A 14,133-nucleotide genomic window follows, 5' to 3' on the forward strand; every position below is an offset into this window, starting at 1 on the left:
GGTGTGACAGTGGTTGGCTGACTGCAATGCAGGCGGGGTTGCGTTCGCGATGAGCGCAGCCCCGCGCGTGCTTAGGCCTCGATCAGCCGGTTGTTGATGGCGAACAGCGCTAGTTCCAGGCGGCTGGAGACACCGACCTTGTCGAAGATGTTGGTGAGGTGGTGCTTCACCGTGTCTTCGCTGAGAGAGAACTTCTGTGCGATTTCCTTGTTGCTCAGCCCGTTGACGATGGTTCCCAGAATCTCAATTTCACGCCGGGTCAAGCCGTAGCTCTTGGCCTTGGGGCTGGCCTGAGCGGCAGCCTGCTCGCGCAGGTAACGCACCACGTCGGTGACCGGCTCGCGGCCAATCCAATACTGTCCGTTCATGACGGCGCGAATGGCCGTCAGCAGAATCTGGGTGGCAGCTTCCTTCATCACCACGCCGCGCGCGCCAATCTGCAGGGCTTCCACAATCTGCCGCTTTTCAACTGCGGCCGTCAGCAGGATGACGCGGGTGGAAGTGCGCTGGGTGGAAAGCTCGCGCAGAGCCTCCAGTCCCGGCATCTTGGGCATGGCCAGGTCCAGCAGCAGAATTTCAGGGGCCTTGCTCCGAACCAGTTCGACAGCGGCTTCGCCATCAGCGGCCTCGCCGATGACTTCAAACTCTGGTTCGGTCTCCAGCAGACGGCGCAGGCCGTCGCGCAAAATAGCGTGGTCATCGGCAATGCCGATCCGGATCTTGGTCTTATTCTCCATGTGCCGCTTCTCCCTTATTTCCCAGCCTGATCTCCAGGCAGGCTCCCGTCTCCGGGGAAGACTCCACATCCATGGTACCGCCGATGGTGCGAACGCGCTCCTTGATGACCGTCGGACCTTTGGCGGAATTCATCAATTCCTTCGATTCTATCCTGCCGTGGAAGGGGAAGCCCCGTCCGTTATCGGCCACGCGCAGCTTCCAATGGTCATGCTCACGCGAAAATGTGACCACTACCTGGGAGGCATGAGCGTGCTTGCGCACGTTTACCAGCGCCTCCTGCACAATGCGGATCAGCTCGCGGCAGGTGTTGGGGCTGAGACGCGCTTCTTCCGGGCCGCTGATGAAATGCGTGGTGATGCCGGTCTCGCGCCCGAAGCGCTCCACCATCTCGGCCATGTGCTCCAGCAGTTGGTCCGGGCCGAGGTCCACGGTCTTCAATTGCTGCATCAGTTCGCGAACACTCAGCACTTCCTCGCGCAGCAGGTCCTGAACGCCATGAATGTCCGGTTCGAGCGTCGGGGCCTCTCGGTTGGAGCGCAGGCGCAGCACCTCCATGCGCATTTCCGCTGAAATGAGCGACTGAATGATGCCGTCGTGCAATTCGCGGGAGACGCGTGCGCGCTCCATGGCGCCAATGCGCGAGCGCATGCGTCGTACAAGGTAGACGCTGTGCAGGGCCGCCATAGCCTGTGCAACCATGGTGTTCGCAAAGCGAAGTTCGGATCGCGCTCGAATGCCAAGGTTGGCATCGAAGAGAAACAGGCGCATGCGCCAGTCGCGGCCCAGTTCGTGCATGACGCTGAGCATCCGCGAGACGTCTGGCGGCGCAATGTCAAAATACGGGAACGGCGCGGCCATGCTCTTCTTCTGGACTTCATTGCCAGCCAGTGTGTAGCAGATGAGACGGGAGTCCTGGCGCTGGAGAAAAAAGTTTTTTGGCAGGCCGTGTGCTTCCAGTTCCTGCCCCTGCTGTGCTGTCAACTCGATCTGGCGGGGATACCCCCCGGAGTCTTCGGCACGCAGCACGAACAGAAAGTAACGATCCGCCTTCAGGTCGTGCGTGACGAGGCAGGCGCGGCGTGCAGCAAAAACCTGCAAGAATTCCCCGAGCAGCTTGCGCAGTACATTGCCCACGGAGTTCTGCGCGTCGGCGGCACGCAGGATGCGGTTCAATACCGTTGCTTCGGCCCGGCGGACCTTCTCGTTTTCGCCCAGCGTTCCCACCAGAAACCCCAGGGCGCCAACGTAGGCGCAGCGCAGGATGTTGCGGTTGATCTCAAATTCCCCTTCCATCAGTTCGTGGAAAGGCCTGGTTGAGCCGCGCAGGATGACTGCTTCCGTGTTGAGAACCACGATGGTCACGGCCGCCGTCAGGATCGTTTCTTCAAAGCCCCAGCGGAAGCCCGCAGCAATCAGGTTGAAGGAGAAGAGCACAAACAGCGGGCTGCTGGGGCCGTGCGTCACCACGGTCAGGCAAGCCGAGATCAGCAGGTCGATAGTGTGGAGCACAGCGGCCGTGCGCTGGCTGATTTCGCGTCCACGGACCCAGATCAGGAAGCAATAGCTGTAGGCGACCCACAGGGCCAGCAGGGAATAGGCAAAGGGGCGCAGAAACTCAGGTTCCGGCGTGTCAATGGAGAGTGCGACGACCGCCAACGAGGCCAGCCCGGCGCGTGCGACACCCAGCACGTACTCAATGCGCGCCCGTTCGCCGTCCGTGGACGGTGAGTGCAGGCGCCGGAGATACCGTTTTGCAATCGGCCAGCGCAATGGGAGAACCCGGAAACCGTAGGTCGCAGCTATTATCGCCAATGGCGCGGAGACGGGCAACTAAAGTGGTGCCAGAGCGGGGGCTTACGTGCTTTGCCTCACTGGCGAATGTGACGGGACTCACTGCGGCGCGGACGGGACGGAACTAACTTGTTAGCGCCTGAAAAAGGTGCCTGAAAAGCGGCCAAGCCGCAGGGGCGCGGAGTGTGTCTGTTCCGCAAGATGGAGCACAGCAATGCGGGTACATCCCGCTCGAATTCGACAGCCGGAATCCGTTGGGCCCCGTGATTGTCTTCTTTCCAAGGCGCAAGAGCTGAAAGGAGAGTTCAGCCATGCTACGGCCGGGATTTTTCAAAGCAGCGTTGGCACTCGTACTGTTCATCCCCCTCACATTCTCTCTGTGCACCGCCCAAGCCGCGAAAAATGGCCCCAAGTATGACAAGGGTCAGGAAGCAAAGCTGAAGGGCGTTGTCGACGATGTCCGCGTGCTGCCTGACGGCCCGATGGCATTGGTGATCAAAACCTCCAGTGAAACCGTCACTGTCCGCCTTGGCCCGGATGCCTTCATGAAGGAACTGGGCATCACCTACCAGAAAGGTGACAACGTGGAAGTGGTGGGTGCCAAGGTGGCAGGCCCCGAAGGCCCTGAAATGCTGGCTCGCGAAGTAACAGTGAACAACAACATGCTGGTGCTGCGCGATGACGCAGGCGTACCGGTATGGGTTGGCTGGAACCCCTCGAAGCACTGACGCAGTTGCGCAAAATAGAAGCGGGGGACTACGGTCCCCCGCTTTTCATTGCCTCGAATTTCACGCCGCAGGCGGAAGCCATGCGGCTTTCCGCGCGGTCTACTTCCGCTTCGGTGCCTCGCCGGGAATGATGACCCCTTCGCGCAGCGGCGAGCGCATGGAGCTGCGGCGGACCGGAACCAGCGCGTCCTTGGGCATGGCATTCTGCGCGCGCGTCATCACTTCCTGCTGCACGTACTTTACAAACTCCTGCATCTGGACCTGCATCTGCTCCATCTTTTCGCGCATGTTGAGGATGATGGCGATGCCGGCAATGTTGACGCCGAGATCGCGCGCCAGCGACAGGATGAACTCCAGACGCTTCAGGTCATCTTCGGTATAAAGACGGGTGTTGCCTTCGCTGCGCGAGGGCTTCAACAGGCCTTCGCGTTCGTACAGCCGCAGTGTTTGCGGGTGGATGTCATACATCTCGGCCACCACCGAGATCATGTACGCCCCTTTGCCTTTGCGTTTCGTCATGGTTGTCTACGCACGCTTTCTATCCAGCAACGTTCAATTGCCAAGATACCCCAAAGCGGTCGTTCAGCCACGCAAACTTCTTGCTGAAGCCGTAATCATCCAGTGGCATCAGCAGCGTTCCGCCCTCGGCCAGCGCCTCGTAGATGCGCAGCATCTCCGCTTCATCGCAGCACTCCAGGAACAGCGAGAACGCGGGAGTGAAGGTGAAGGCGTGGTGAATCGGGCTGTCGATGCACAGGTACTGGCGTCCGCCAAGGGAGAACTTGGCGCGCGCCACCGAGCCTTCCGCGCCGCTCTCGCCCGAGCCGTAGCGGATGATCTCGTCGATGGTGCTGCCGGGAATGGTCTTGACGTAAAACTGCATGGCCTCTTCCGCGCGGCCTTCAAACATCAGGAATGGGGTTACGTTCACTTGGCCTCCGGTTGGCGCTCCGCTTCCAGCTCCGCCCAGCGGGCGCGCTCCATGCGGTAGATGATGTGCTCGAATCCGTACCAGTTTACCGTGCGCGTCTCGGAAAGCCCGTTGCGCTCAGCCACCCGTCGCGAAGCCGTATTGCCCGGGCGTATGAGCGAAATCACGTGGTCGACCGGTACGTTGGCAAAGGCCCAGGTGATCGCCGCGCGCGCCGCCTCCGTGGCGTAGCCGTGCCCCCAGTGGCGTCGGCGGAAGTGGTAGCCAACTTCAAGCTGAAGGTCGCGGTCAATCTCATGCCAGGAGAGGCCGCAATCGCCGAGCAACTCGCCGCTCTCGCGCAAGGTCACCGCCCACAGGCCGTAACCGAAAATCCTGTATCGCTGCAGATTGCGGTTGATCCACCAGTCGCACTCGGCGGGCGTGAAGGCGCGGCCCATGAAGTACATCGCCTCGGGATCGCCAAGCAGGTCGTACATCGCCTCGGCGTCCGCAGGCGCAAGCTGGCGCAGCAGAAGGCGCGGGGTGGAGATGGGCGTGAACTGCGGTTGCGTGGTCGCAGTCATCGCTACACCTTGCTCCACAGCTCCTTGCGGGGGTCTTCGGGCTGGAGCTTCTCGAGCTTCTGCCAGAGTTCCTTGGCCTCCACGTTCGGCACCTCGGGCACCACGATTCGTATGTGTACAATCTGGTCGCCGGTGGTGCCGGGGCGCGTGGCGCTGTGCACACCTTTTTCGCGCATGCGCAGTTTCTGCCCGCTCTGCGTGCCGGGAGGGATGCGCAGCATGGCGCGTCCGTCGATGGTGGGCACCTCGACACGCGCGCCGAGCGCGGCTTCCCACGGCATCACGGGCACGGTCACGTGTATGTCGTCGGCCTCGCGGTGGAAGACCGGGTGCTCCGCAAGTTTGATGATGAGGTAGAGGTCGCCGGACTGGCCGCCGCGGCTGCCGGGATTGCCGCGTCCGGCCAAGCGTATGCGCTGTCCGTCGCGCGTGCCCGGCTTGATGCGGAATTGCAGCGGGTCCACCTTCATGTGTCCGCTGGCGTCCGGCCGCTGGATGCTGAGTGAGACTTCGCCGCCCTTGATGGCCTGCCAGAAGTCGACGTTCACCTGGTATTCGAGGTCGGTGCCGTGCTGCGGAACCGGCTCGCCAAAGCCTCCGCCAAAGATGCCGCTGAAAATGTCGCGGAAGCCGCCTGCGCCACCGCCGCGTGCGCCGCCCTGACGAGCCTGGCCAAAGTCGAAGTCGCGGAAGTCAAAGCCGCCGCCCTGCGCACCGCCAAAGCCACCGCCGGGGAAGCCGCCAGCACCCTGCGAGCCGCCGCCACGGGCATAGGCCTCGGCCGCCGCCGGATCAATGTTGTCCGAATAGAAGCCGAGCTGGTCGTAAATTTTGCGCTTCTTGGGATCGCTGAGCACGTCGTTGGCTTCGGAGATTTCCTTGAACTTCTCCTCGGCCTTCTTGTCGCCCGGGTTCACGTCCGGGTGGTATTTGCGCGCCAGCTTGCGGAAAGCCTTGCGAATCTCCTCCTGCGAGGCGCTCTTCTTGATGCCTAACGTGCCGTAGTAATCCTTTTTGTCAGTGGCTGCCATCTGTCTGCTCTTTGTCCGGAGGCTGTCCTCAGCCTCGTCTGCCGCTCCGGTTCAGCATCGCACTGCGCGTGCCCGGGCGGCAACTGAAACGCGCGCGGTTGAGAGAATCTTAACGCTTCGCCGTGACCTTTGGTGCGATTGCACGGCGCGTGGCAATTGTTGTCCACATGCAGTTACGCCGGGCCTTAAGCCCGGCGCAACCAGAAAACTTTCGCAATTGAGGGCTCAGCAGCCCGCGTCTAGCACAGCGTGTGCTGGTCGCCTGGCTCGTAGCCGGGCTGGATGACAGGGATCAACGGCTCGTTGTCATTCACGATCTCGATGCGGCGCAGGCCTTCTTCGGCCAGCGTCAGCAACACCCACTCACCCTCCGCCGGGTTGAACGTCAGAAAATATCTCACACCGTTCACATCGAAGTTCATAGAGCCCTCCCCACCTTGCTTGTTGTCCGCGCGGTCCCCCACGACCGTCACGGCTGCTTGCCTATTGGACTCCGCGTGGAGCGAAAAGGCGCATTGTTTTCTAAGCCCAACACCCCAATCAGGTTCCGCTACTCTAGGGCCTTGCCGGTGCGCTGTCAAAGAGAATCAACACGCGTGTACCCGCAAAGCCAAACCTTCGTCACTGAGCCGCCAGCCGGAACTAAAACCTCTCTGCGTGCCCGGCTTGCGTGCACAGGTGACCGAAGAAATCAGGCGGCGTGAACTTCGTGTCCACGCCGCCCGGGAATTAGATCCTTCGTCGCGAAGGCTCCTCAGGATCATCGCGGCGGGTTCAGACACCCGCCAGACGCGATTACTTCTTCTCTTCGACGTCGACGTACTCAGCATCGATCACGCCGTCGTCCTTCTTCTGCTGACCGGCTTCCGCGCTGGGGCCGCCCGCGGCCGGACCTGCCTGCGGACCCGCACCCGGCTGCGCCTGGCCAGCCGTGGCCTTGTACATGGCCTCGGCCAGCTTGTGCGAAGCCTCCTGCAGACGATCACGCGCCCCCTGCATCTGTTTCAGGTCGCCGGCTTCAACGGCCTTCTTCGCGTCGGCCAGCGCGTTTTCCACGTCGCCGCGTTCGCTGCCGCTGATCTTGTCGCCGTTTTCCTTCAGCATCTTTTCGACCTGGTAGACCATGCCGTCGAGCTGGTTCTTGGTCTCGATCTCATCACGCTTGGCCTTATCTTCGGCCGAGTGCGCCTCGGCTTCCTTGGCCATCTGTTCCACTTCTTCCTTGCTCAGGCCGCTGGAACTGGTGATGGTGATCTTCTGGTCCTTGCCAGTGGCGGTGTCCTTGGCCGTCACGTTCAGGATGCCGTTGGCGTCGATGTCGAACGTCACCTCGATCTGAGGGACGCCACGCGGCGCCATCGGAATGCCCGTCAGGTGGAACTTGCCAAGCGTGCGGTTCTGCGCCGACATCGGACGCTCGCCCTGCAGGACGTGGATCTCCACCGAAGTCTGGCTGTCGGCGGCGGTCGAGAACGTCTCGGTCTTGCGCGTCGGGATCGTCGTGTTGCGCGGAATCATCGGCGTAGCCACGCCACCGAGGGTCTCAATCGAGAGCGTCAGCGGGGTCACGTCGAGCAGCAGCAGGTCCTTTACTTCGCCCTGCAGCACGCCGCCCTGAATGGCAGCGCCCACGGCAACCACTTCATCCGGGTTCACGCCCTTGTGCGGCTCACGTCCGAAGAACTCTTTCACCGTCTGCTGAATCTTCGGCATACGGGTCTGGCCGCCAACCAGCACCACTTCGTCGATCTTGCTGGCGTCGAGGCCGGCATCGGCCAGGGCGCGGCGGCAAGGCTCAATCGAGCGGTCGATCAGCTCGCGGACCATCTCTTCCAGCTTGGCGCGCGTCAGGGTCTTCACCAGATGCTTCGGGCCGGTCGCATCCGCCGTGATGAACGGCAGGTTGATCTCGGTCTGCATGGTGGTGGAAAGCTCGATCTTGGCGCGCTCGGCGGCGTCACGCAGACGCTGCAGGGCCATTTCATTGCCCTTGCCCTTCAGGTCGAGACCTTCATCCTTCTGGAACTCGGCGATCAGCCACTCGACGATGCGCTGGTCGATGTTGTCGCCGCCCAGGTGCGTGTCGCCATTGGTCGACTTCACTTCAATGACGCCTTCGCCCACCTCAAGGATGGAGATATCAAAGGTGCCGCCGCCGAAGTCGTAGACGGCGATCGTCTCGTTCTTCTTCTTGTCCAGGCCGTAGGCCAGGGCAGCAGCCGTCGGCTCGTTGATGATGCGCTTCACTTCCAGACCGGCGATCTTGCCGGCGTCCTTGGTGGCCTGGCGCTGCGCGTCGTTAAAATAGGCAGGCACGGTGATGACCGCTTCGGTCACCTGCTCGCCAAGGTAGTCCTCGGCGGCCTTCTTCAGCTTCTGAAGAATCATGGCCGAGACCTGCGGCGGCGTGTACTCCTTGTCTTGTCCGATGACCGCCACGTGGTCGCCCGACTGTGTGACCTTGTAGGGCACCATCTTCATCTCGTCGCTGACTTCGTCATAGCGGCGGCCCATGAACCGCTTGATGGAGAAGACGGTGTTCTCCGGGTTGGTGATGGCCTGGCGCTTGGCAACCTGGCCGACCAGCCGCTCGCCGTTCTTGGTGAACGCAACCACCGACGGGGTAGTGCGGCCGCCTTCTTCGTTGGCGATCACCTTGGGCTCGCCGCCCTCCATGACCGCCACCACGGAGTTCGTGGTGCCGAGGTCGATGCCGATAATCTTTGCCATTGAAACTGCCTCCTGGGGCTGAAAACTGAAAGCCTGAAACTTGAAACTCTGAAACCTGAAACGCTGAAACTTGAAAACAGAAATCTGATGTTTGCCGGTCTTGCCAGCGGCCATGTGCTTGGCCACGCTTGGGCGATGCTTGGATCTAATGCCTTTGACTCCGGCCTTCTACGTTTGTGAGCATAAGACCTGAGTGAGTTATTGTCAAGTTTTTAGATGCGTCTCCCGCTATAATGGTTGCAGCGGTATTGCTTAGGATTTTCAATCGTTTAGGAGAGTGGAGAAGGAAAGAATTCATTCCAAAAGCTTCAAAGTTCAGGTGACACTGCCGGAGAAGTGAGCTACGCTGCGCGATATCCCCGGGGAGGCCTCTGTGATCCATCGCAGCGCCATGCTGTGGTCTTTGATCTTGCTCTTGTTCCTTCCAGTCATGCTGGCGGCCCAAGCGACGCCCTGCCAACTCAGCCCACTGCCCCAGTTCTCCAACTCGCAGAACATGTTTACCGGCGAAATGGAGATGGAACTGGGCAATATCGTTCAATACGATCTGGAGCTGCGCTACCGGGTGATTGATGACCCGGAGCTGACGGGATATCTGCAGTCGGTCGGCGAGCGGGTTGCCGCATCCATGCCACCCACCGGGTTGCACTACCGCTTCGTGCTGTTTGATCTGGAAGGCGCCAATGCGTTCTCGCTACCCGGCGGCCGCATCCTGGTCTCGCGGAAATTGATGGCCATGTTCCGCAATGAGGACGAACTGGCCGGGATACTGGCGCACGAGCTGGGGCACTCGGTGACGCACCAGATTGCGGTGGAAGTTTCACAGGCCATGCGCGGAGTGCTGAAGATCAACCACGTGGAGCCGGATGAAGTCTTCCAGCGCTACAACGAGCTGATAGAAAAGGCGCGCCTCAGCAGCTGGCGCGGCAAAGACAGCATGTCCGGCGACCAGTTGGAAGCGGATCGGGTGGGGATCGAAGCCCTCGTCCGCGCCGGGTACTCACCCAGCACGATGGTCGACTTCATGGATCGGCTCTTTGAGACGCGTGGCAACAAGGGCAACTGGTTGGCCGACCTGTTCGGCACCACCAGCAATGAGTCAAAACGACTGCGGCAGCTGGCTCGGGAGAGTGCTACCTTGCCTGCCAACTGCGTCTCAACCGCGCCCAAGGCGGATGCCGGGCAGTTTAAGCACTGGCAGACGATGGTGCAGAACTACAACGGCACCGGGCACAAGGAGAACCTGCACGGCGTGCTGCAGCGCAAGCCGCTCCGTCCGGCCCTACGCAGTGAACTCGACCAGATACGCATCAGCCCCAATGGCCGTTACTTCCTCGCCCAGGACGAAAACACCATCAGCGTCTTCCAGCGCGAGGGCTACAAGCTGTTGTTCAACATTGACGCACCCGGCGCAAAGCCCGCCAGCTTCTCACCGGATTCCACCACGATCGCTTTCTACGAGACCTCGTATCGGGCCTCGCCGCGCGTGGAGCGCTGGACCATTGCCGATCAGTCACACGAGGTCTACGAGCTGCGCGAGCGGAGCGGGTGCGTGCAGTCGGCGCTCTCGCGTGATGGCAGTCTGTTGGCCTGTATCCTTCCGGATGAGAGACGTGGTCTTGAGCCGGCCTTCGATTTGAAGGTGCAGCGCGTGGCCACAGGCGAGGTCGTTTTTGAAAAGAAGACCTTCCAGATTATTGATTGGTGGAGTGCGCGCTATGCAACGATGATCTCGATGCGCGACCGGCAGGAAATGGCGATTCTGGATCAACTTGAGTTCTCTCCCAACGCGCAGCTGTTGATTGGCGTCCGGCAAGACGATGTGCTCGCGGTGGATCTGACGACGGGGAAGAACTTTCCGCTGAATGCGAACCTGAAGCGCGCGCTTCACTCCCGCTTTGCTTTCCTGGATGACGACCGCATCATCAGCACGCCGGAGAAGGAACCAAGCTTGATCGTCCGCCTCTCCAATGGGCAGGTGGTTGCCGAAGGCCTCAAGACCGTCGGCAGCCTCCCGACGGCGGCGGCGCACGGCGACTATGTGATGCTGCGTCCGTCGGCCGGGTACGCTGTCGGCGTCTTTTCCATCAAGGACAATAAGATGCTCTTCGGAGCGAAGAGTCCGGGCATGGACATCTATGACGACATTTCCGTCCGCGAGCATGCCAACGGCCAGTTGATCGTCAACGCCATGAAGGATGGCGCCAAGGTCGAGGAGATTGACATGCCGGACACAAAGCTGGCGCACCTGTGGAGCAGCGCGTTGTCTCCGGACATGAAGCTACTCGCGCTTTCCTCGAGGAGCCGAGGTGGCGTCTGGTCGCTGGAGTCGAATCAGAGGCCGGTCTACGTGCGCGGCTTCACCCTGGCGCAATTTGAGGACAACGGCACCTTGCTGATGGAGTTTCCACGGGCAGGAGAGTCGAAGCGTGTATTGGCCGAGGCCGTGTTGCAGCCTGCGCCGCGCATTGACCAGTTGCCCACCTTGGAAGACGACGCCGGAAGCATGCACGTGGGGCAGCACTACCGTGCAAAGATGGATCTCGAAAAGAAGGGTGCTGGCGGGCACCCGGGCAAGGTCGAAATTCATGATGTCAAGAGCGATGCGCTGGTTTGGAGCCGCACATTCACCAAGGAAGAACCACTGGTGTACTTGGCTCACCGCACTCAGACCGTGATTTGTCTCTGGCACTATTACCAGGACGTGGCCCGCGCGGCGCTCTCTGCGCACCGTGAACTGGAGCGCAACATCAAGCCGAACGAACGGGATGGCGCATATTACCTGGAGATTTTGGACGTAGCCACCGGCAACGTGGCAAGCCGGGCCTTGCTGAGCACAGGTAGGGGCGCCTACTGGCCTCGCACCATCTTCAGCTCAGCGGACCGCCTGTTTGTGAGTGACAGCCAGGATCGCATTCTGGCCTACACGCTGGATGGCAACAAGCTGATCGGGCGCGCGCAGGGGAAGGATGCAACGGTTTCGCCGGACGGCAAATGGCTCTTTGTGAAGACCGGGCGAGGCCGGCTCACCATCTACGACACGAACACCATGGCGCGCAAAGACGAACTAAGTTTTGCCAGCGAATTCACCTCCATCTGGTTTGGCGCCAATGGGGACTTTCTGGTGCTCACCGCAGACCAGACCGTCTACCGCTTTGATGCAAAGCAGTTGGGCCGGGGCACGGAGACATTGGCGGCACACTCGAACTGAGGCGCCGCTCTCGCAAGACTGAATTTCTCGGTGCTGCCCGTTGCACGTGGCGGAAATTTCCGTATCATCGAATCTTCCGACGATGACCAACGCGCGGGCGGGCAGGAGCCGCCTCACCACGCTTCCGCTGCTGATGGCGACCTTCTTTATGGTCTCCGGCGGCCCGTTTGGGCTGGAGGAGCTATTCACGAAGGCCGGCTACCGTGCCTCGTTCCTCATTCTGATTCTGACGCCTCTGCTGTGGTCGCTGCCCACGGCGATGCTGGTGGCGGAGCTTTCGACCGCCATTCCGGCCGAGGGCGGCTACTACGTCTGGGTGCGGCGCGCGCTTGGGCGCTTCTGGGGTTTTCAGGAAGCGTGGCTCTCGCTGGCCTCCAGCATCTTCGACATGGCCATCTACCCGGTGCTGTTCGTCAGCTATCTGGCGCGGCTGTGGCCGGCGGCGGACAAAGGGCACAACGGCGTTTTCATCGGCGCGGCGCTCATCGTGGTGTGCGCGCTGTGGAACCTGAAAGGCGCAGTCTCGGTCGGCAACGGTTCGCAATGGCTGGGCGCTCTGCTGCTCTCGCCGTTCGCGGTGATGGTGATCGTCGCCTTCCGGCACCCGGCGGCGCACCTTGCGACGCCGATGAATGCCGCGCCCGATCTGCTTGGCGGCATGACCGTGGCCATGTGGAACTACATGGGCTGGGACAACGCTTCGTGCGTGGCGGGCGAGGTGGAAGACCCGCAGCGCACCTACCCGAAGATGATTGCCGGGGCCATGGTGCTGATTGTCGGCATGTATCTTGCGTGCCTGGCGGCGGTGGCTCACTTCGGCCTGCCGGCGGCAAGCTGGGAGACCGGCGGCTGGGCGGATGCGGCGGGCGCGATTGCCGGTCATGGGCTGGAGGTGGCCGTGGCGCTCAGCGGCATGATCTGCGGGCTGGGCATGTTCAACTCGCTGACCATGACCTTTACCCGCCTGCCGTTCGCGATGGCTCGTGACGGGCTGGCGCCGAGGGCGTTCGGGCGCGTGCTGCCAAACGGCGTGCCGTGGGTGAGTGTGCTCGTCTGCGCCGTGGCCTGGATGCTTTCGCTGAGTTTGAGCTTCTCCAAGCTCGTGCTGCTGGACATCATGCTCTGGGGCCTGAGTCTCGTGCTGGAGTTTGCCGCGCTGATTGTGCTGCGCCTGCGAGAGCCAGGGCTGGCGCGTCCGTACCGCGTGCCCGGCGGAGTGCTTGGCTGTGTGTTGCTGGCGGTGCCGCCCACGCTGCTGGTGGCCGTCGACTTCTGGCGCAACCGCACGGAGAGCCTCGGGCGCTTCAGCTCGCTGGAACTGGGGCTGGCGTTGATCGCCGCCGGGCCGCTGGCCTATGTGGCTGTGCGCGCCCTGCGCGGCGGAAACGAGCAGGAGACTCTGGTGACGGAAGTGAAAGACTGAACGAACAATGCTGTTGGCTTTTCCCTCAGCGGCTGAAGCCGCTCAACACACGGCTCGCAGTGGCACGGCTAAAGCCGTGCCCTTTCAAATCCCTTCCCCTTGTTGATCCCGCGCTTTGTCAGAACGTCAGCCCTTCCAAACCTCCGAAACTGGCAGACTCCGCACATGAGCAGGGTCAATCGTAGCGCTCGTAGACAATCTGTTTGCGATCCCAGCCGAGCTCATCCTTCAGCAGTGCGCGGACGCCGCTGACCATCTCATTCAGGCCGCAGATGTAGGCTTCCATGTCGGTCCGTTGGCCAACAATCTGGCGGACGTGCTCCTGCACATATCCGCGCGCGCCAGTCCAAGTCTCCGGCGCTCGGCTGAGCGTTGGAATGTAGTGGAAGCGGGGCTGCTCCTGCGCCAGGCGCTCGAACTCTTCCTTGTAATAAACGTCCTCTGGGTAGCGTGTGCCGTAGACGAGGTAGAACTCGCGGTCGTCATGGTGGCTCGGGTCGCTGAAGAGCCACTCGGCCATGCTGCGGAAGGGCGCAACGCCGGTGCCGGTGGCGATGAACAGCGTGTCGCGGCGCTCAGAACGCAGGGTGAACGTGCCGTGCGGGCCGTGGAAGCGCACCACCTCGCCAAGCTCGCGGTCACAGAGGTAGTTCGACATGAAGCCTTCGTCGACGCGGTTGAGGCAAAGCTCGAAGGTGTTGCGCTCGTTCGGGCCGCTGGCGATCGAGTAGGCACGAGTGACAACCTTGCCGTCGGGGCGCGGCTCGCGCACGGAAACGAATTGTCCGGCGGTGAAGTCGAAGCGCGGCGTGTCGAGCACTTCGAACTCAAGGTGCTTGGTCTTTTCGCTGAGGAGCACGGATTTGGTCAACCGCGCTGAGAGAAGGTCACGTTCCACGGAGTCACCTGCGCCGTATCGGCGTTCATTGGGATCGGCACAACCTAGTTCATACAACACAACATTGCGGCCCGCGGCAACGCCAA

Annotated in this window: 12 protein-coding genes; 3 read left to right on the plus strand and 9 right to left on the minus strand. The window is 61.6% G+C overall.

Annotation, left to right across the window (positions count from 1 at the left end; genetic code table 11):
- Nucleotides 1-71: 71 nt before the first annotated feature.
- Nucleotides 72-737 (minus strand): response regulator, encoded by a 666-nt coding sequence (locus tag AC6IZO_RS01855; RefSeq protein ID WP_497807420.1) that lies wholly within the window; start codon nt 735-737, stop codon nt 72-74.
- Nucleotides 727-2,508, minus strand: coding sequence for a sensor histidine kinase (locus AC6IZO_RS01860; RefSeq protein WP_497807422.1), 1,782 nt, complete (start codon nt 2,506-2,508; stop codon nt 727-729). The genes AC6IZO_RS01855 and AC6IZO_RS01860 overlap by 11 nt, the downstream gene beginning before the upstream one ends.
- Before the next feature lie 362 nt (nt 2,509-2,870).
- On the opposite strand from AC6IZO_RS01860, the gene AC6IZO_RS01865 reads away from it, so the two are divergent.
- Nucleotides 2,871-3,257 carry a MamS/MamX family magnetosome protein gene (locus tag AC6IZO_RS01865; RefSeq protein WP_497807424.1) on the plus strand — a complete coding sequence of 129 codons (387 nt, stop codon included), beginning with the start codon at nt 2,871-2,873 and terminating at the stop codon, nt 3,255-3,257.
- 99 nt (nt 3,258-3,356) lie between these two features.
- On the opposite strand, the gene AC6IZO_RS01870 is transcribed toward AC6IZO_RS01865, so the two are convergent.
- From AC6IZO_RS01870 to dnaK, 6 genes are all read right to left on the minus strand, one after another.
- Nucleotides 3,357-3,776, minus strand: a complete 420-nt coding sequence (locus AC6IZO_RS01870; protein WP_497807426.1) for a MerR family transcriptional regulator — start codon at nt 3,774-3,776, stop codon at nt 3,357-3,359.
- Between the two features lie 19 nt (nt 3,777-3,795).
- Nucleotides 3,796-4,188, minus strand: a complete 393-nt coding sequence (locus tag AC6IZO_RS01875; RefSeq protein ID WP_497807428.1) for a VOC family protein — start codon at nt 4,186-4,188, stop codon at nt 3,796-3,798.
- A complete protein-coding gene (locus AC6IZO_RS01880; protein WP_497807430.1) occupies nt 4,185-4,754 on the minus strand; it encodes a GNAT family N-acetyltransferase in 570 nt (189 codons plus the stop codon). The genes AC6IZO_RS01875 and AC6IZO_RS01880 overlap by 4 nt, the downstream gene beginning before the upstream one ends.
- A 2-nt stretch (nt 4,755-4,756) precedes the next feature.
- Nucleotides 4,757-5,785, minus strand: a complete 1,029-nt coding sequence (locus AC6IZO_RS01885) for a DnaJ C-terminal domain-containing protein (RefSeq protein ID WP_497807432.1) — start codon at nt 5,783-5,785, stop codon at nt 4,757-4,759.
- 239 nt (nt 5,786-6,024) lie between these two features.
- Complete coding sequence (locus AC6IZO_RS01890; RefSeq protein ID WP_497807434.1) at nt 6,025-6,207, minus strand: hypothetical protein; 183 nt, start codon at nt 6,205-6,207, stop codon at nt 6,025-6,027.
- 373 nt (nt 6,208-6,580) lie between these two features.
- Nucleotides 6,581-8,515 carry a molecular chaperone DnaK gene (gene dnaK / locus AC6IZO_RS01895; RefSeq protein WP_497807436.1) on the minus strand — a complete coding sequence of 645 codons (1,935 nt, stop codon included), beginning with the start codon at nt 8,513-8,515 and terminating at the stop codon, nt 6,581-6,583.
- 373 nt (nt 8,516-8,888) lie between these two features.
- Here dnaK and AC6IZO_RS01900 point away from each other — a divergent pair, with 373 nt between their 5' ends.
- Nucleotides 8,889-11,726: a M48 family metalloprotease gene (locus AC6IZO_RS01900; protein WP_497807438.1), complete on the plus strand. Its 2,838-nt coding sequence runs from the start codon at nt 8,889-8,891 to the stop codon at nt 11,724-11,726.
- 82 nt (nt 11,727-11,808) lie between these two features.
- On the plus strand, nt 11,809-13,149 hold the full coding sequence (locus AC6IZO_RS01905; protein WP_497807440.1) for an APC family permease: 1,341 nt from the start codon (nt 11,809-11,811) through the stop codon (nt 13,147-13,149).
- Between the two features lie 175 nt (nt 13,150-13,324).
- On the opposite strand, the gene AC6IZO_RS01910 is transcribed toward AC6IZO_RS01905, so the two are convergent.
- Nucleotides 13,325-14,047, minus strand: a complete 723-nt coding sequence (locus AC6IZO_RS01910) for a ferredoxin--NADP reductase (protein WP_497807442.1) — start codon at nt 14,045-14,047, stop codon at nt 13,325-13,327.
- Nucleotides 14,048-14,133: the final 86 nt, after the last annotated feature.

The sequence above is a fragment of the Oryzophilus luti genome, assembly GCF_059726245.1.

Bases quoted from the DNA above. Each gene is read 5' to 3' on its own strand.
- AC6IZO_RS01890 (WP_497807434.1), bottom strand. From the start codon at position 6,207: ATGAACTTCGATGTGAACGGTGTGAGATATTTTCTGACGTTCAACCCG.
- AC6IZO_RS01855 (WP_497807420.1), bottom strand. From the start codon at position 737: ATGGAGAATAAGACCAAGATCCGGATCGGCATTGCCGATGACCACGCT.
- dnaK (WP_497807436.1), bottom strand. From the start codon at position 8,515: ATGGCAAAGATTATCGGCATCGACCTCGGCACCACGAACTCCGTGGTG.
- AC6IZO_RS01870 (WP_497807426.1), bottom strand. From the start codon at position 3,776: ATGACGAAACGCAAAGGCAAAGGGGCGTACATGATCTCGGTGGTGGCC.
- AC6IZO_RS01885 (WP_497807432.1), bottom strand. From the start codon at position 5,785: ATGGCAGCCACTGACAAAAAGGATTACTACGGCACGTTAGGCATCAAG.
- AC6IZO_RS01905 (WP_497807440.1), top strand. From the start codon at position 11,809: ATGACCAACGCGCGGGCGGGCAGGAGCCGCCTCACCACGCTTCCGCTG.
- AC6IZO_RS01880 (WP_497807430.1), bottom strand. From the start codon at position 4,754: ATGACTGCGACCACGCAACCGCAGTTCACGCCCATCTCCACCCCGCGC.